The 16,606-nt window shown below is 67.8% G+C and carries 12 protein-coding genes and 2 pseudogenes; 4 read left to right on the top strand and 10 right to left on the bottom strand.

Annotated features, from left to right (window positions below; all coding sequences use genetic code 11):
• Window positions 1–13: 13 nt before the first annotated feature.
• From AC2EWF_RS03150 to AC2EWF_RS03135, 4 genes are all read right to left on the bottom strand, one after another.
• Window positions 14–1,816: an amidohydrolase gene (locus tag AC2EWF_RS03150; RefSeq protein ID WP_483637893.1), complete on the bottom strand. Its 1,803-nt coding sequence runs from the start codon at window positions 1,814–1,816 to the stop codon at window positions 14–16.
• A 118-nt stretch (window positions 1,817–1,934) separates the two neighbouring features.
• The gene (locus AC2EWF_RS03145; protein ID WP_483638254.1) at window positions 1,935–2,375 is read right to left on the bottom strand and encodes a DUF1579 family protein; all 441 of its coding nucleotides are present in this window, start codon (window positions 2,373–2,375) and stop codon (window positions 1,935–1,937) included.
• A gap of 8 nt (window positions 2,376–2,383) precedes the next feature.
• Entirely contained in the window at window positions 2,384–3,325 is a 942-nt protein-coding gene (locus tag AC2EWF_RS03140) for a sensor domain-containing protein (protein WP_483637892.1), read from the bottom strand.
• On the bottom strand, window positions 3,325–3,687 hold the full coding sequence (locus tag AC2EWF_RS03135; RefSeq protein ID WP_483637891.1) for a PadR family transcriptional regulator: 363 nt from the start codon (window positions 3,685–3,687) through the stop codon (window positions 3,325–3,327). The genes AC2EWF_RS03140 and AC2EWF_RS03135 overlap by 1 nt, the downstream gene beginning before the upstream one ends.
• 472 nt (window positions 3,688–4,159) lie before the next feature.
• Between AC2EWF_RS03135 and AC2EWF_RS03130 the strand changes: the two genes are divergently transcribed.
• Window positions 4,160–4,351: a hypothetical protein gene (locus AC2EWF_RS03130; protein ID WP_483637890.1), complete on the top strand. Its 192-nt coding sequence runs from the start codon at window positions 4,160–4,162 to the stop codon at window positions 4,349–4,351.
• Between the two features lie 120 nt (window positions 4,352–4,471).
• Here the strand turns inward: AC2EWF_RS03130 and AC2EWF_RS03125 are convergent, their stop codons facing one another.
• Window positions 4,472–10,105, bottom strand: coding sequence for an autotransporter-associated beta strand repeat-containing protein (locus tag AC2EWF_RS03125; RefSeq protein ID WP_483638253.1), 5,634 nt, complete (start codon window positions 10,103–10,105; stop codon window positions 4,472–4,474).
• 246 nt (window positions 10,106–10,351) lie between these two features.
• Between AC2EWF_RS03125 and AC2EWF_RS03120 the strand changes: the two genes are divergently transcribed.
• The gene (locus tag AC2EWF_RS03120; RefSeq protein WP_483638266.1) at window positions 10,352–11,152 is read left to right on the top strand and encodes a hypothetical protein; all 801 of its coding nucleotides are present in this window, start codon (window positions 10,352–10,354) and stop codon (window positions 11,150–11,152) included.
• A gap of 348 nt (window positions 11,153–11,500) precedes the next feature.
• On the opposite strand, the pseudogene AC2EWF_RS03115 reads toward AC2EWF_RS03120, so the two are convergent.
• The 5 genes and pseudogenes from AC2EWF_RS03115 to AC2EWF_RS03095 all read right to left on the bottom strand — a co-directional run.
• Window positions 11,501–11,632 (bottom strand): annotated as a pseudogene (locus AC2EWF_RS03115) (ESPR domain-containing protein); the annotation flags it as partial.
• Between the two features lie 65 nt (window positions 11,633–11,697).
• The gene (locus AC2EWF_RS03110; RefSeq protein WP_483637889.1) at window positions 11,698–12,510 is read right to left on the bottom strand and encodes a sulfotransferase family protein; all 813 of its coding nucleotides are present in this window, start codon (window positions 12,508–12,510) and stop codon (window positions 11,698–11,700) included.
• 106 nt (window positions 12,511–12,616) lie between these two features.
• Window positions 12,617–14,425: a sensor histidine kinase gene (locus AC2EWF_RS03105; protein WP_483637888.1), complete on the bottom strand. Its 1,809-nt coding sequence runs from the start codon at window positions 14,423–14,425 to the stop codon at window positions 12,617–12,619.
• 23 nt (window positions 14,426–14,448) lie between these two features.
• Window positions 14,449–15,138, bottom strand: a complete 690-nt coding sequence (locus tag AC2EWF_RS03100) for a response regulator transcription factor (protein WP_483637887.1) — start codon at window positions 15,136–15,138, stop codon at window positions 14,449–14,451.
• Between the two features lie 86 nt (window positions 15,139–15,224).
• Window positions 15,225–15,401 (bottom strand): annotated as a pseudogene (locus tag AC2EWF_RS03095) (Xaa-Pro dipeptidase); the annotation flags it as partial.
• A gap of 317 nt (window positions 15,402–15,718) precedes the next feature.
• Between AC2EWF_RS03095 and AC2EWF_RS03090 the strand changes: the two are divergent.
• Together AC2EWF_RS03090 and AC2EWF_RS03085 are read left to right on the top strand one after the other, a co-directional pair.
• Window positions 15,719–15,910, top strand: a complete 192-nt coding sequence (locus AC2EWF_RS03090; RefSeq protein ID WP_483637886.1) for a transposase — start codon at window positions 15,719–15,721, stop codon at window positions 15,908–15,910.
• A 202-nt stretch (window positions 15,911–16,112) separates the two neighbouring features.
• The gene (locus AC2EWF_RS03085; protein WP_483637885.1) at window positions 16,113–16,580 is read left to right on the top strand and encodes a DUF1203 domain-containing protein; all 468 of its coding nucleotides are present in this window, start codon (window positions 16,113–16,115) and stop codon (window positions 16,578–16,580) included.
• The last annotated feature ends 26 nt before the right edge of the window (window positions 16,581–16,606 follow it).

The raw sequence follows: 16,606 nt of genomic DNA, 5'->3' as shown, positions 1-16,606 counted from the left end.
GAGTTGGCGCCCCTCAATTCACGTGGTCGAACTCCGGCATGGCCTTGAACAGCTGCCCGCTACGCCACTCTTCCGCCCCCTTCCGTTCGTACACCACCTTCCCGCCCACCACCGTGTACAGCACCCGCGTGCGCAGGATCTGGTCGTCGGGAATGGTCAGCAGGTTGCCGGAAAACACCACCATGTCGGCCAGCTTGCCGGGGCTGAGCGAGCCTAGGCGCTGATCCTCGAACACTGCATAGGCGTTGTTCCAGGTGTAGGAGCGCAACGCCTGCATCCGCGTCTTCACCTGGGCCGGGAAGAAGCGCTGGCCGCGGCCGTTGTCGCGCGTCACCGCGCAATAGAAGCCGGCGATGGGGTTGGTGTCCTCCACCGGGGTGTCGCTGCCGTCAAGCACCATCGCGCCGCTCTCGATCAGGCTGTGCCACACGTAGGCGCCCTCCTTCGCGCGCTGCTCGCCCAGGTGCGCCACCACGTAGGGCGCGTCCGAGCAGGCGTGGATGGACTGCATCGAGGCGATCACGCCCATCTGCGCGAAGCGGGGGATGTCGGAAGGCGCGAGGTGCTGCGCGTGTTCGATGCGCCAGCGCAGGTCATGTGCAGCGGGATATTCGTCGAAGATCTTCTGGTACATGTCCAGCACTTCGCGGTTGGCGCGGTCGCCGATCGCGTGGATCGACACCTGGAAGCCGTCGCGCGCGGCGATGCGCGCGATCTGCGCCAGCGTGGCCATCGGCGTGACATTCTTGCCCGTGATCTCCGGCGCATCGTCGTACGGCTTGAGGAACCACGCGCTGTGCGTGCCCAGCGCGCCGTCGGAAACATCCTCGCCCACGCCGCGCACGGTGAAGTGGTCGTCGGCGTAGCCGATCATGCGATATTTGGCGAGGTTCTTGTCGAGGCTGGCCACGTCCAGCACTCCGACGTTGACGTACAGGCGCAGCGGAAAGCCCTTGGCCGCCTGCTGCTTGAGCCAGGCTATCGTCTGGAAATCCTGACCCATGTCCACGAAGCCGGTGATGCCCTTGCTCACCTCGTTCTGCATGGCGAGCTTCAGCGACTGCTCCCTGCGCGCGGCCAGCTCCTGCGGCGGCAGGCTGGCCAGGTAGCGATCGTAGGCGGCGTACACCGCGTCGCCCGCGGTGTCGCGCAGGGCGCCGATGGCGTTGCCCTGGGCGTCGCGCACGATGGTCCCGCCGACGGGATCAGGCGTGTCGCGGACTATGCCGGCGAGCTTCAGCGCCATGGCATTCGCGTAGATCGCGTGGCCGCTGGTGTGGGCGAGCAGCACCGGGTTGTTCGGCGACACTGCATCGAGGCTGGCCGGCAGCGGCAGGCCGTCGATGTTGGGCTGCGGCACCTTGTCCCATTTGCTCTGCTGCCAGCCCTGGCCGACGATCCACTCGCCCGGCCTGGCCTTGGCCACCGCGGCCTTGACCATCGCCACGATGGCGTCCCAGTTCGGCGCCATGCCCACGTTGAGCTGCATCAGCGAATCGCCGGTGTCCATCAGGTGGCCGTGGCCTTCGATGAAGCCGGGCGTGACGAAGGCGCCGTGCAGGTCCAGCACCTTGGTATGCGGGCCGATGTAGCGGGCAATGGCCTCGTCGCTGCCCAACGAGGCGATCTTGCCGTCCTTCACCGCCAAGGCCTGCGCATGCGGCTGCAGCGGATCGAGCGTGGCGATGCTGGCGTCGCGCAGCACCAGGTCGGCGGCGGACAACGCAGGCGGAAAGCCCTTGATCGGCGCGTCGGCGGCAAACGCGGCCATCGACGCCAGCAGGAAGAACGGAAGGCACGAACGACGCAAGCGCATGCTGTTTCCCCGGTGAGCGCGCACGGGCGCACCGGGGGAGCGTAGAAAGGCGGCCGGACGGGGTCAACCGGACGAACGGCACCCCATCCCGGCCCCCGCACGCAAGGAAGGGCGACGGCTAGGCCGAACGTCGATAGCTGCCGTGCATCACCGGCTCCCAGTGCACGCCGCCGTCAAACGAGCTTTCCAGCGTCAGCTCGTGGGCACCCTCGCGAAAGGTGTAGGTGTGCCGAGTCTGCCCGCGCGGCGAGCCGCGCAGGAACACCAGCCGTCCGCCGTCCCAGTGGCCCGGCGCCGGTTGCGCGGGAACAAAGCCGTAGCTGTCGAACCAGTACAGCGCGTACTCGTCGTGGCCGGGGCCGGTGGTGAACACCGCATGCGCCTGCAGCGCGGCCCGGCCGTCGCGTTCTTCGCGGTAGTCCATCAGCAGCACGCGGCCGCCCAGGTCCAGGCGGGCGGAAAAGCATCCGCGCGCCGGGCCGCCTTCGCCCCAGCGCGTGGTGGCAATGGTTTCTTCGCCCTCCCATTCGCCGGCCAGCCGGCTCAGTGCGTTCTCCATCGCCACGGTCAGGCCCTCCGCACCAGCAGGTGCTTGGCAAGCAGCCCGTGCAGGTGGCCGAGGCCGCGCACCACGTGCAGCAGCAGGAAGAACAGCAGCAGGCCCAGCACGCACAGCACGGTCGCGCCGCCCCAGCTGTTCAGCCACCCGACGCTGTCGCAGATCCACCACGGCGCGCCGACGCAGGTGCCCACATCCCAGTCCCCCCGCACGGCGACCAGCTTCAGGACGGGTGCGGCAAGAAAGCTCAGCGAGACGGCAAGCCAGGTCACGATCAGCGTGAAATAGAAGATACCCAGCGGCAGCTGCAGCAGCCCGTACAGCATCGAGCTCCAGCTGCGCGGATCGGTGAACATCGCGCCGATGCGCTGGAACAGCGACATGTCCCGCTTCTGCGGCGGGTACGGCGGCCGGCGCGGCATGCGCACGCCCAGCATGGCCTCCACCAGCCGCCCTTCCAGCAGCGCGAAGCTGCGCACGCTGCCGAAAAACAGCACGATGAACGGCAGGCCGATGATCAGCACCGAGAAGCCCAGCGACATCGCGAGGCCGGCGACCACCCAGGTGAAGTAGGCGATACCGGTGACCAGGCCGAACAGCAGGTAGAACAAAGCGCCCCAGGCCCGCGGGTCGGCGACCACGCCGAAGAAGCGGCCGGCGGCCGAACGCCGTTTCGGCGGCGGCGGCGGGCGGATCGCGCGCTGGATCCTGATCTCCTGGTCGCGGTAGATCTCGGCTACCTCGTCCGGCGCACCGTAGCTCTCCACCACATGCTCCAGCATCGCCGCCTCGTCGCGGCCGGGGCGCTCATACAGCTCGGCACGCAGGTGTTCCTCGGCGTCGTACAACGCGTCCTGGATCAGCGCAGGATCGGCGCCGCGCAAGGCGGCACGCAATTGCTCGAGGTATTCCGCGATCGTGCGCGGCGTCCGCTTGCTCGATGCATTCATCACCACTCTCCCTGCAGCAACTTGTCGACGGAATCGCGGGTGGCGCTCCACGCGGCAACCCACTCGCGCAGCACCTCGCGGCCGAATTTCGTGATGCGGTAATAACGGCGAGGGGGACCGCTAACCGAAGGCTCCACCTCGCTGGCCAAAAGGCCGGCACCCTCCAGGTTGCGCAGCACCGGGTACAGCGCGCTCTGCTTGCCGGCGAGCACGCCCTCGCCGGCCTCCTCCAGCCGCTTGGCGATCTGGTAGCCGTACAACGGCTGGCGCGACTGCCCCAGCACCGCCAGCAGCACCAGCGAGACCGTGCCGGCGGATAGCTCCTTCTGGAATTTCTTCAACTGGCTGGCGCTGTCGTCCACGGCCTCACCCGCACTGCCACATAGCTTGGACTGAAGCATAGTGTTGACTTCGACCTAGAACATGCGCCGGAAGTCATGGGCGCCCAGACCGACCAAGTGGGCATGACACCAATGTTTGTGCACTTTGTACAAACATTGGTGTCAGGGGCGATGTACAAACATTGGTGTCAAACGGCCGAAGTGAAGTGCAAAAAAAGCCCAACTTCAGGGACCTTGAGCGCCGGCAGATGCCACGAGGCTTAGCGGCACCTGACCGCAGCAACCGACTCGCCAGCTGCCGCGGTGTAGCCAAGCCCAACTGATCATGACGCTTGCTGTATCGACGATATCTGGGCAAGCTCGACCGGCGGAAGTCGACCCGTCTCGGCCAGTCGCGAATGGCTGCTTTCGGGAAGGCCCTTCTTCAACACCTGAGCTCAGCCGTCGGCAGCCCGTACAGCGGGTTGACAATCGGGCCTATCCGGGACTGATCGTGCTGGCTGCATTGTTCGCGGCCTATCAGCTTTACCGCACGGCTGTGGCGGCCCTCTCGCCGAGCAATCTCGGATTGGCGCTGGTTGATCTGCTGATCATCGCCCTCACCGCCGTGGAGTACGTCAAGCTGCGCTCTCATCCCCGCCGCGTGCGACACACGTCGCCGACACACCATGACCGGAAGGCGTGAGGGCGTGGCCGCAAGTGGATGATGCACCAGCGGCATCCCTGGGCCGTCGTCCCGAAAGAGCCGCTGCTGGCTCCTCGGTGAGAAAAGAGTGGCCATCCTTGGCCGTCCCCCCTTTCAACCTTAGAACTTCCAGTCGAGGCTGATGCGGGCGGACTGGTCGGTGGTGTGCCGGCCGAACTGTCCCTGGTAGCTGCCGTTTACCGAAACCTTGGGCGCGATGGTGAAGCTGAGGCCGGCGTTGACCACGCCTGCATTCTTCGCCACCGGCAGGCCGGCGATGGCGAAGCTGCCGCCGCCGCTCTGGAAGCGCATCGTGTCCACGGGCAGGGTGTCGCCCCAGGCATGCTGCCAGCCGAGGCTGGCGTGGGCGTGCAGGCCGTGGTCCGGCGCGCCGAGATCGAACGTGGCGCGCAGGCCCAGCGTGCCGTAGCCGAGGGTGCTGTGCTGCGGGGTCACGTTCAGTGCCGCGGGTGTGCCGTGCTCCATGATCGTCGGAGTGTTCAGCCGTTCCACGGCCAGGTTCGCGAACGGGGCCAGCGTGGCGTGGCCCTGCACGAAGGGCAGGCTGGCATCGGCGTAGGACTGCGCGGTGTGCGCGTGGTAGCTGCTGACGGCGGTGCCGTTGAACTTGCCGAAGCCGATGAGGCGGTTCGTGTCCACCTTCTGCCAGCCATAGACCGCGCCGCCCTGCCATTGCAGCGCGCCGGTCTGCAGGCTGCCGTATACGCCCAGGTGCTGGTCGACGACGTGCGACGAGGAGCCCAGCGCGTTGATGCGTGCCGAGCCTTGCCCTGTGCTCATCACTGCACCGAGCCGAGCCGTCCCGTCCACCGGCAGGTCGGCGCCGATCAGGAAGCCGCTGCCGTCGGCGGCAAGGTCGGACGCGTTGTCGCCGCCGTCATGGCTGCCCCAGTGGCCCCACACGGCCGTCCAGGCGGTGACGCCGCCGGCGTCGGTGACGTTCAGGCCGTTCGCGTTGTTGCCCTGGCCGGCGAGATGCGCGTTGATCGCATCGCGCACGTAATGGTCATTGTCGGCGACAGCGGTGCGGGTGGAGGCGTGGATCTCGCCACTCAATTGATCGAAGGCGTGACGGGCGGTGGGCGCGTCCAGCACCACCAGTGCGTCGTAGACCGGGTTGCCGAATCCCAGCGCATTCGCCGTCGTTGCCACAGCGGCCTGGTTGGGTGTCTGCACCACGCTGTTGAAGTTGATGTCGTTGCGCTGTAGCGACAGCGTCACCGCGTTCCTGGCATAGCTCAGTACGGGCGTAAGGAAAGCCAGGTTGACGCTGGTCGAGGCGAACTGGCCGCTGACCCCGCCGGCGGCGGTGAGCACGGTGTAGTCCGTGCGCGGTGCCCAGGTGCCGGTGTCAACCAGCACCAGCGCCGTGCCTGCCAGGGTTGCCGTGCCGCCGACATTCAGGAGGCTGGCCTGGCCGCCCGGAGTGGCTTCCACCTCGAACACGCCGTTGACGGCCTGGGTGTAGTTGCCCTGGATCGTCAGCGTGCCGATCGAGCCGCCCGCCCACACGGTGCCATCATTCGTGACATTGCCGCCGAGCGTGCCGTGGCCGCGCAGCGTGCCGCCGCCTGCAACGGTGACGCTGCCGCCGAGCACGGCCGAAGGCGTACCCGCATCGCCCACTTCCAGCGTGCCGGCGTTGACGGCAGTGGAGCCTGTGAACGCACCGTTGTTGCTGTTCAGGACCAGCGTGCCGGCACCGGTCTTGGCGAAGCTGCCGGTCCCGCTGATCGCATGGCTGAAGGTACCGTCGTTGGCCTGGTTAAAGACCAGCGCTGCGTTGTCGGTGACGGCACCAGGCAGGCTGGTGCTGTCGACCACCAAGGTGCCAGCGCTGATCGTGGTGCTGCCGGTGTAGGTGTTGGCGCCTGTCAGCGTGAGCGTGCCGCTGCCCTTTTGCACCAGCGAGCCATTGCCGGAAACCACGCCGGCGAAGCTCACCGCCTCGCTGCGCTCGAAAGCCAGCGAGCCGTTGTTCGCCACGTTGCCGGTGATCGCGCCCGCGGTACCGCCGTTGCCCAACTGCAAGATGCCGGCCGCGATCGTGGTACCTCCGGAATACGTGTTGGTGCCGCTGAGGGTCAATGTGCCGCCGCCGCTCTTGGTGAGCGCACCAGCGCCGACAATCACTCCGGAGACGGTGAAATTGGCATCGGTCTGCAGCGTGCCGCTGCCCGCAAGGCTGATGGATCGTGCGGTGGCAAATGCTGCGTTGTTCTCCAATGTTCCGCCGCTCAGCGCGATGGCGTTCGACGCTGCCCCCAGATTGGCGTCGCTCGATACCGACAGCGTGCCGCCGTTGACCGTGGTCGTGCCGGTGTAGGTATTGGCGCCGGCCAGCACCAGGGTGCCGAGGTCGGTCTTGGTGAGTCCCGCGCTGCCGGCAATGACGCTGTCGATCGTCGCCGTCATGGCGGCGCTGCTGCCATCTCCCACGCGGATCACCGGAGCGACGCCGCCGTTGGCCGCCAGGGTCAGCGTATCGCCGCCCAGGGTGTAGCCATTCGTGGCGAACTGCAGACCCGCTACACTCACACTGCCGGCGCTGTCGTCCACGCTCACCGTGCCAGGCGTACCGCCGAAGACGGCAAAGCTCGGTTGTGGCGACATCGGGCCGTTCGGCACCGTACCGGTCGCATCCGTCCACACCTGCGAGCTGGTGGACCAGGTGCCGCTACCGCCGCCCATCTGTGTGGACGTAGCCAGGCTATTCGCATTCCACGTGCTCACCGTGTACCCCGTGGTGTCCACGAGGTTGATCTGTTTCTGCCCTGTCAGGTTCTGCAGGAACAGCGCCTGACCTGCCGGCGTGCTACCCAGGCTCAGGCCACCGTTTGTTTCCGTCAGCGCGCCACCGTAGCTGAAGACGGTGTACAGGCCCGGCCCCATGCTGCCCGCATCGGTGACGTTGAGCGTAGCGCCGTTGAGGACGAGGTTGCCGCCCACGGTCACGCTGTCGCCCATGCCGGCGGTCTGGAAGCCGGCGCCCGGCGCGCCGAAGGCGAAGTTCATCTGGCTGCCCTGCGCGGCGGTGAAGTCGCTGGCGACGGTGAGCGTGCCGATGGAATCGCCCGGTGTCACGATGCCGCCGGATTGCACGTCGACATTGCCGCTGATCGTACCGTGGCCGCGCAGCGTGGCATTCGCATATACCGTCACGTTGCCGCCCAGCGTGGCGCCGTTGCCGACGACGCTGCCGACCACCAGGGTGCCGGCGGCCACCGTGGTGCTGCCGGCAAAGCCGTTGCTGTTGCCGTCGAGCGCCAACGTGCCGGCACCGATCTTGGTCAGCATGCCGCTGCCGGAAATCACGCCGCCGTAGGTGCCGTCGCTGGTCTGGTCGAACACGACCCCCACCGGCGCGCTGCCGGACGGCAGGAACGCGATATTGCCGGTCAGTGCAGTCGCATCGCCCTGCAGCGTGCCACCGGTGATCGTCCAGTTCTCGCCGGTCGCTCCGTTGCTGGCGCCGGAGCCAGTCAGCGTCCATATGCTGTTGCCGGTTTTCTCGAATGCATGGAAGCCGACGTACTGTGTGTCGGTATAGCTGCCCGGCAGCGAGGCCACGATGTCGGAGACGTTGAACGTGTTGATGATGTTGGCCGTGCTGTCGCCACCCAGCGCCAACGTGTCGCCGCCGTTTATCGTATCGCTGGTGCTGACCACGTTGCCGGTGAAGCGGTAGCCGTTCTCCAGCGTCAGCACGTTGCCGCCGCCGGAAAGATCGACCGCGTCGGCCTGCGCGCCTGTGCCAGCATTGGCCCTGCCGCCTGAAATCAGGTTGCTGGTGGTGATGGAGGAACCGCCCGTGCTGACCAGGCCCACACCGCCGCTGCCGGCGTTCCCACTGCCAAACATGACGAGGCCAGCGCCGCCGCCGTTGCCGCCAACGATGCTGCCGCTGTTGGTCGAAGCAAATCCGCTGCCGCTGACGCCTGTCCCGCCATTGCCGCCGTTGCTGCTTGAGCCGTTGCCGCCGACGCCACCATTGCCGCCAGCGATGCTGCTGCTGTTGATCAGGGTGAAACTGCTGCCGCCGACGCTGGTCCCGCCGTTACCGCCGTTACCGCCGGAACTGGGGATGGTGGAGCTGCCCGTGCCCATGGCGGCGCCGTTGCCGCCGCCGCCGCCGTTGCCTCCAGTGATGCTGTTGTTATTGGTCAAGGTGAAACTGCTGCCGCTGACGCTCGCCCCACCGCTACCGCCGCTGCCGCCATCGATCCCGACGCTTCCATTACCACCATCACCGCCGACGATGCTGCTGTTGTTGGTCAAGGTGAAACTGCTGCCGCTGACGCTTGCCCCACCGCTGCCGCCGCTGCCGCCATGCCCTCCGTCGCCGTCGCCACCACTGCCGCCGCTGCCGCCGGCAATGCTGCCGCCGTTGGTCACCGTGAAACTGTTGCCGCTGACGCTTGTCGCGCCATTGCCGCCATTGCCTCCAACGACAGTGCCGTTGGGAATGTCATTACCGCCATTACCGCCAGCGCCACCGGCAACGGCACTGCCTGCCTGGATCGACAATGTGCCGTTCACCATTCCGGTAATGGCGATGCTGGCATTCCCGCCACCGCTGCCGGCGTAGCCGTTGGCACCTCCGGCGCCGACGATGCTTGCGGCGATAGTGCCGTCACCTACCCGCAGGGTGCTGCCGGTGTTGACCATCCACACCGCCCCGCTACTGGTGCCGGTGTAGGCCAGCTCGCCGCTGCCCTGCTGGGTCACCGTGCCGGTGCCCGTGATGTTGCCCGCAAAGGTGCTGGCGAGGGTGTTGTTGAAAACCAACGCGGCGTTGTCGGTGATGTTGCCGGCGAGTGTGGCATCGCCGCCGCTGGCACCGGTGCCCATCTGCAGGGTGCCGGCGCTGATCGTCCATGGCGTGGCTGCCGTGCTGCTGCCGGTCAGCGTCCAGGTGCTGTTGCCGGTTTTCGCGAAGGCGTTGAAGCCGACGAATTGCGTGCCCGCGTAAGTGGGCGACAGCGTGGCGAAGACCTGTGCCAGGTCGAAGCTGCCGTTGCCGGTCGCGCCGGTGCCCGCGCTGTCGCCGCCCAGCGCCAGCGTGTCGCCGCCGTTGCTCGTGCCGCTGGCGCTGACCACGTTGCCGGTGAAGCTGTAGCCGTGCTCCAGCGTCAGCGTGTTGCCGCCGCCGGAAAGGTCGACGGCGTCGCCTTGCACCGGGGTCGCGTCGCCGCTGAGGCCGCCGCCTATGCGGCCTGCGCTGACAATGGCGTCATTGCCGGTGGCCACCACGCCAACGCCGGCGGCTCCCCCGGATACGCCAAGGAACGGGTCCAGGGCATAGCTGCCGCCGTTGCCGCCAGTGATGCGGCCGCTGCCGGCATTGGACAGGGTCGAACCTGCAGCCAGCGTAATGCCCGCCCCGCCATTGCCGCCTTCGCCCCGGCTCGTGGTGATCGTTGCATCTCCTCCCGGGCCGCCTGAGCCGCCAGCCACGAGGCCGTTATTGCTGACGACCGAACCGCCGCCCACCGTCAAGCCCGTACCGCCGTTGCCACCGAAAGACACGGTGTGCGCCATGCTGATCCCTTGCCCGGTGCCGCCTTCGATACTGCCCGCGTTGATCAGGGTCGAACCGTCACCCAGACTGGCGCCACCGCCGCCGGAGCCACCAACTACGCTGATACCGGTCTGCTGAGCCAGGATCGCGAGATTTCCGCCGTCGCCGCCGCTCACCGCGCCATCGTTCACCACTTGGGAACCAGCGCCCAAGGCAAGGCCTGCGCCACCGTCGCCTGAGACCGTGGATTCTGTGGTCTGGGCTGTTGCACCACCGTTGCCGCCGGTGATCGTGGCGCCGGCATCATTGGTGACGGTAGCCGCGGCTGCCGAAAAAACGGCGGTGCCTCCCGCACCGCCGCTGCCCCCTCCTTGAACGGTCACGCCCCCGCCAGGGAGGGGGGTTATCGTCGCACCGGCAAGGCCGCCTTCACCGCCTTGCCCCCCGGCGATCAGCGCATGATTCGCCACGCTAGCCGAATTGGCGAGGGAGATGCCAAGACCACCGGCACCACCTGCTGCGCCGGCGGAGCTCGACCCTATGACGGCACCACTGGAGGCGCCACCGGTGCCGCCTACGCCACCTCGGACCTGTCCGTAGTTCGCGACGGCGATGGCATCGGCCGCCACGCCAGTGCCTCCAAGTCCGCCCGCACCGCCAGGGGGAGCCACCAGGCCGCCGCCGCTTTGGCCACCAGTGCCACCGGCGCCGCCCAGCAGTGTTCCGTGGTTTTCCAGACTGTAACCGCCGGTCAGCGAACCGGTCGCCTTGATGCCGGCGCCGCCGTTGCCGCCGCTGCCGCCCAAACCTCCCGCGCTGCCGCTTTCGCCGAGCCCGCCGGCTCCGCCCGCGCCGCCCTGAAACGTGGCGCGGATGAGTGCGCTGGTGTTGCTCAAATAGGCTGCAGTCCCGCCGTTGCCGCCATCGCCGCCATTGCCGCCATAGAAGCTCGATATGTTGCTGCTGCTGCCGCCGCCAGCTCCTCCCGCTCCGCCGCTGACCGTCCCTGTAAAGGTCTTCAGGCCCGATTGAAGGATGACCAAGCCATAACCGCCCTGGCCGCCGCCACCGCTGCCACCCGCGTTGCCTGCCGATGCCGACGTTCCTGTGCCGATGCCTGTGCCGCCGGCTCCGCCCATGCCCCCTTGTCCGCCGATGAACGTATTGGACAGCGTGGTACCGGCGAGCCCGATGGCAGTAAAGGCATTGGCACCGCCGCCGCCACCGCCGCCACCACCGCCGCCATAGGTCGTGCCTGAAGCCGACACGCCGTCGCCGCCATTGCCGCCGCCGCCACCGATGACCGTGGTGACGCCGCCCCCCGTGCTGCTGGTCGAACCGGTACCGGCAGCCCCGCCGGCGCCCCCAGCGTTTCCTGCGGAGCTGCTGCCGCCAGCGCCACCGGTGGCACCCATTCCGCCACCGCCGCCACCGTATCCGCCTCCTTGAACGGTCTGCGTGCTGACGGTGGAGACGACACCCGTGGCGCCGGAGCTTCCTGCCTGTCCCGTAACACTGCCTCCCGCGCCCCCCTTGGCGGGGGTCCCCGCAATAGCGCTGCCTGATGCCAGGAGTGCGGCGAGTGCGACGGCACAGGCCAGCACCAGCGCACGCTGGCGCAGTACGCCCGACCCCGGGCCTGCCGCTCCACCGCCGGACTCACCGCTGCGCGTGAGCTCCGAAGCGACTTGCAGAATGTGCAGCGCGCGGTTCCAGACGAGGCGGTAGATGCGGTTCATGGCGGACTCCCCCTGGAGTGCGACGAAATGGTGTTGGTGAAGGACGGTGTGACGGGCAGATCGCGTCAGACGACGCGCAGCTCTGCAGGCAGGCGCTGCGGGTCGTTCCAGAAGGCGTCGCCGGCGAAGCGCTGGAACAGGTCGGGCGGCAGCAGGGTCTTGCGCGGCTCGGCCTTCACCTGGCCGCGCACGGTGTGCAGGCCCGGCGTGCCGGCGCGGCGGTCGAACTCGGCCACGTCGTAGTCGACGTGCTGGAAGTCGTGCGGGAAGAGCGGCTCGCCGATGAAACCGTAGATGGCCTCCAGCGCCCGCGCCGGCTGGCTGGCGAGGGTTTCATAGCGCACCAGCAGCAGGCGGTCGGCCTGGGCGCCATAGCAGGCCTGCTTCAGGGCGTCGTAGGCAGCGCCCACCATGCCGTCGGCGCCGGCCACGCCATTGGCGCGGGTGTACACGGTGCCGCCCGGCGTGTAGTTGAAGATCGACGAGGGGCTGTAGAGGTTCTTCTGCACCAGCCGCTCGATGCTGTCGATGACCCACGGCATCTCGCGCACGCAGGCGATGACCTTCGCCTCGGGAAACATATCGGCGATGACCGGCATGCGCGCGCACCAGGCGCGGCTGGTGTCGAATACCACCTCGGCCGTGCTGTCGGCGTAGTACTCGTCGAACAGCGCGCGGAGGATGCGGCGGCGCCTGGTGTCGTCAAGGAAGACGGCGAACTCGTTGCGCTCGCTCATCTCGCCCAGCAGCGCGCCGAACATGCCGGCCAGCGGGCCGCTCATGCCGGCGTGGAAGCGCGGGTTCTGGCGCAGCAGGGCGGCCAGCAGGGTCGAGCCCGAGCGCGGCAGGCCCGAGATGAAATGGATACGTTGCAACACTGGCTTGCCTCTCCCGGATGGCGCGCCCTTGGGCGCCGCTTTGTGAGCGGCGTCACGCTATTCGGGAGGGGAGGGCTTGGGTATCCCCGAAATTAGGGGTGCCGGATCAAGCCAGCGGGCATTCCAGAAGCAGGGCGGCACCCGCGCCGGGCGTCGCCTGGATGGCGAGCCGGCCGCCGAGGCGGGCGGCGCGGCTGCGCAGGCTGGCGAGGCCGGCGCCGTGCGAACGGTGATCGGCGGGATCAAAGCCGCGTCCGTCGTCGCGCACCTCGGCATGCAGATGCGCGCCCTCATGGCGCACGCAAAGTTCGACGCGGCAGGCGCTGCTGTGCTTGAGCACATTGGTCAGCGCCTCCTGCAGGAAGCGCAGCAGCTCCAGGCTGCGGGCGGGACCCAACTGCAGGCCGTCGAGCCCATCCAGTCGCCAGCAGACGTCGATGCCGGCCAGTTCCAGACGCTGGTCCCAGCGGTGGCGCAGCGCCGCCAGCAGGCCGGCCAGATCCAGGTCCTGCGCTTGGGTGGTGGTGTCGATCACCAGGCGCAGGTCGTCGCGCAGTTCGCGCAGGGTGGCGGTGGTCGCGGCGGCCTCGGCCGAAGGCGTGCGTTCGAGCCGGGCGATGGCCGCGACCAGGCTGCCGCCGAAGCCGTCGTGCAGGTCGCGCACCAGGTTCAGGCGCTCGCCGCTGCGCGCGTTGGTCACGGTGAGCGCGTGCTCGCGCTCCAGCGTCTGGCGCAGCTGCGCGGTGGCGGTGTCCACTTCGCGGCGCAGCTCCAGGTTGAAGCCTTCCGTGCGGCGCATGGCGGCGGAGAAGCGGTGGGCCAGCACGAAGCCCATGCCGACCAGGGTCAGCGGCGAGGCCAGCGCGGCGATGTAGCCGCTGGCGCGGATCAGTCCGTAGAACGCCAGCACGTCGTGGATGGACACGAACATCGGCAGCAGCATGCAGGCTGCGAGCACCCGCTGCTCGGTGCCACCCTTGCGTACCGCGTAGACGGCGAACAGCAGGGTAGAACTATAGGAAAGGGTCACGCCGGCCACGCCGGGAACGCCGCGCCAGGCGCCGGCGCTGGCGGGGGAAAGCATCGTCCACGCGACGATCGTCGCCAGCGACAGCCAGAGGGCGGCTTCCGTGCGCGGCCAGCGGCGCCCGCAGTAGCGCAGCAGGAAGGTCAGGAAGCTGATCAGTCCGGCGAAGTAGAACACCGAATTCCAGGCCTGGAAGGCATCAGTGCTGGTGAAGGGCCACGGGCTGGTGGCGACGTAGTTCCAGGCCCATGCCGATGACAGCAAGGTGCTGAGCGCGAACCAGCCGTAGGTGGTGTCGCGGCGGCGGAACAGCCACAGCATCAGGAACAGTCCGCCCAGCACCAGGTTGACCGCCATGCTGAATAGGCGAACCTGGTAGCGGGTGAAGCGGCCGGCGGCGAAGCGTTGCTGGAGCACGCCCGGATCGCCCACTTCCACGGCGCCGAAGCCGGGCTGGTAGGCCGACAGGCCCGAGACGCGCACGAGCAGGGTGTTCTCGCCCGCGCGCAGCAGCGGCTTGTCGAGCAGGAAGTACTGCGGCTGCGTCCAACTGCGCGAAAGCGGCTCGACCAGGCTAGGGTCGCGGTGGAGCAGGCTGCCGTTGACGTAGACGGCATCGGCCAGGCACACGTAGTCCAGCAGTAGCCCTGCCGGGGTGTCGGCATCCGCCTGGTTCCAGTGCAGGCGGTACCACACCACGCCGTTGTGGTGCGGCCAGTGGCTGGTCCAGAAATCCATCAGCTTGACCGGCGTCCAGCCGGTGGCGGGCGGCGCCGGGGCATCCCAGTCCGAAGGCGCGGCTTCGGCGTGGTCCAGCACTTGCACGGCCGGCGGTGGCGTCGGTCGGCCGGCCGCGGCGGTGGCGAACGCCAGCAACAGGGCCAGCACGGCAGCCCGGTGCAACCAAGGCTTCAACGCAACAGCCCCAGCGCCCTGGCCTCGAACACTGCCGCGGTGCGCGAGTTCACCGCCAGCTTGCGGTAGATGCTTTTGGTGTAGCCCTCGATGGTGAAGCGCGAAAGATCGGTCGCGCTGGCGATCTCCCGGTTGCTCAGGCCACGGGCTACTAGATGCAGTACTTCCGCTTCGCGCTCGGACAAGGTGTCGGCGGAAGCTCCGGGCGAGGTATCGGCTGCATGCGCCGCCGGCTTGGCGTTGGGCAGCAGGGTGAGGATGCGTCGGGCCACGAAGGGATCGATCGACGCACCGCCGCGGCGGATGCTTTGCAGCGCGAGTTCCAGTTCGACGTCATCGCGCTCTTTCAGCAGATAGCCGATTGCGCCTGCCTGCAAGGCTGCAAGCACGGTGTCCTCGTCGCCCCAGGCGGAGACCACCACGGTCGACACGTCAGGGTGGTTGTCTTGCAACCATCGGATCAGGTCGACGCCGCTGCCGTCGGGCAGGCCGATATCGACTAGGGCGAGGTGCGGAACCTGTGCGGCGATCCGCGCCTTGGCCTCGGCGATACTGCCGGCGGTACCGATGTCATGCACGCCGCCGTAGCCCAGACCGGCAAGCAGGCGCGCGAGACGCTGCTGCGTCGTGGCATCGTCCTCGACGATCAGCGCCGGATCGAGTTCGATGCCGTCGGTCGTTCCCATGCTTTGCATCCACCCCTGCGTCATGACGCCATTATGCGTGGATCACGCTGCAGCTGCATGCGGCCGGGCTCGGTGTCCCCCGGCGCTCAGTCGAGCGCGGCGAGCGCGTCGCGCGTGAGGTTCTCCGGCGCGTCGCCGGTGCAGACCACGCCGTCCTCGATGCGGACGCCGCCGTACTGGCGGAACGCATCCACCTTGGCCCAGTCGACGTCGGCGGCGAGCGGTTTGTCGCGCAGCTCGGCCAGCAGAATCTCGACGAAATGGTCGAACCTGAAAAGCCCGCCAGACTCGACAGAGTCGAACGACCATGGATACGCCTGGTCGTCCATTGATCCACCCTGAAGAGCAACTGCGGTTAGGGCAAGTGATTAGCCCGTGTTATGAGCCAGCCCATGCTGCACAGACTTTGGTTGCCGATCCCGCACAGACTTTGCTGTCATGCCCAATTTGGGCATGACACACAATGTTTGTGCTCGTTGTACAAACAATGGTGTCAGGGGCGATGTTCAAACATTGGTGTGAGAACCCTCTGCGCATCGCTGCTGTCATAGCCGCCGTCAATCACTGACCGCTTGATCCGATGGGCAGCCCCGACGTCCAACAGCTTGGCATGTTTTCGTATGTATCGGTCGAGGATCGCGTGCCGCCCGATCATCCGATCCGCAAACTGCGGGTGCTGGTAGACGCGATCCGGGGCGAGCTCGGTGAGCTGCTGGCGGCGCGCTATGCCACAGGCGGTCGCCCGTCGGTCCCGCCTGCGCGATTGGCCTAGCCTGCGAGCATCACTCGGTGGTCATCCGGCTCGCGTGCACGGGTGAATATGGTTCTAGTCGAACGCAGACATTACGCATCAGACCTCACGACGGTGCCGCGCCCGCTCCGCTCGCCATGCACGGGTACAAGATCCGGATAGCCGGGACGGGCGTTCCGGCGGAAAGTGGCTCTATCAACATCCACGGAACCACGGAACTCTCATGTCCTTCCGCATCAGCGGGCTTTCGCCCAACCCCTTCCGTCACCTGTTCGGCGCGAGCGACGCCACGCTGAGGGCGCATCGTGCGGTGCGATGTATCGTCGACGCGGCGCACTGCTACCCCGAACGCATCGAGCTGCGCGACGCGGCCGTCGGCGAATCCTTGCTGCTCGTCAACTACACGCATCTGCCGGCTGACACGCCTTACCACGCCAGTTACGCGGTCTACATCCGCGAGGGCGCCGAACAAGCCTATTCCGTGGTCGACGAGGTGCCCGACGTGATGCATCGCCGGATCATCGCGCTGCGCGCCTTCGACCGGAACCACATGCTGGTCGCCGCCGACCTGGCCACGGGTGATGACATCCGGGACACGATCGAGCGCCTGCTCGCCGACGAGCGCACCGGCTACCTGCACGCGCACTACGCCAAACCCGGTTGCTACGCCGCCCGCATCGATCGATCCTGAACGCCCGCGGGTGGCGCGGGCACACC

This window comes from Rhodanobacter sp. sgz306013, assembly GCF_057031145.1.
The sequence above is the reverse complement of the archived record's forward strand: the minus strand, read 5'-3'. Positions and strand labels throughout refer to the sequence as shown.

Bases quoted from the DNA above. Each gene is read 5' to 3' on its own strand.
- AC2EWF_RS03150 (WP_483637893.1), bottom strand. From the start codon at position 1,816: ATGCGCTTGCGTCGTTCGTGCCTTCCGTTCTTCCTGCTGGCGTCGATG.
- AC2EWF_RS03145 (WP_483638254.1), bottom strand. From the start codon at position 2,375: ATGGAGAACGCACTGAGCCGGCTGGCCGGCGAATGGGAGGGCGAAGAA.
- AC2EWF_RS03140 (WP_483637892.1), bottom strand. From the start codon at position 3,325: ATGAATGCATCGAGCAAGCGGACGCCGCGCACGATCGCGGAATACCTC.
- AC2EWF_RS03120 (WP_483638266.1), top strand. From the start codon at position 10,352: ATGATTCGCCACGCTAGCCGAATTGGCGAGGGAGATGCCAAGACCACC.
- AC2EWF_RS03100 (WP_483637887.1), bottom strand. From the start codon at position 15,138: ATGGGAACGACCGACGGCATCGAACTCGATCCGGCGCTGATCGTCGAG.
- AC2EWF_RS03090 (WP_483637886.1), top strand. From the start codon at position 15,719: ATGGGCAGCCCCGACGTCCAACAGCTTGGCATGTTTTCGTATGTATCG.
- AC2EWF_RS03085 (WP_483637885.1), top strand. From the start codon at position 16,113: ATGTCCTTCCGCATCAGCGGGCTTTCGCCCAACCCCTTCCGTCACCTG.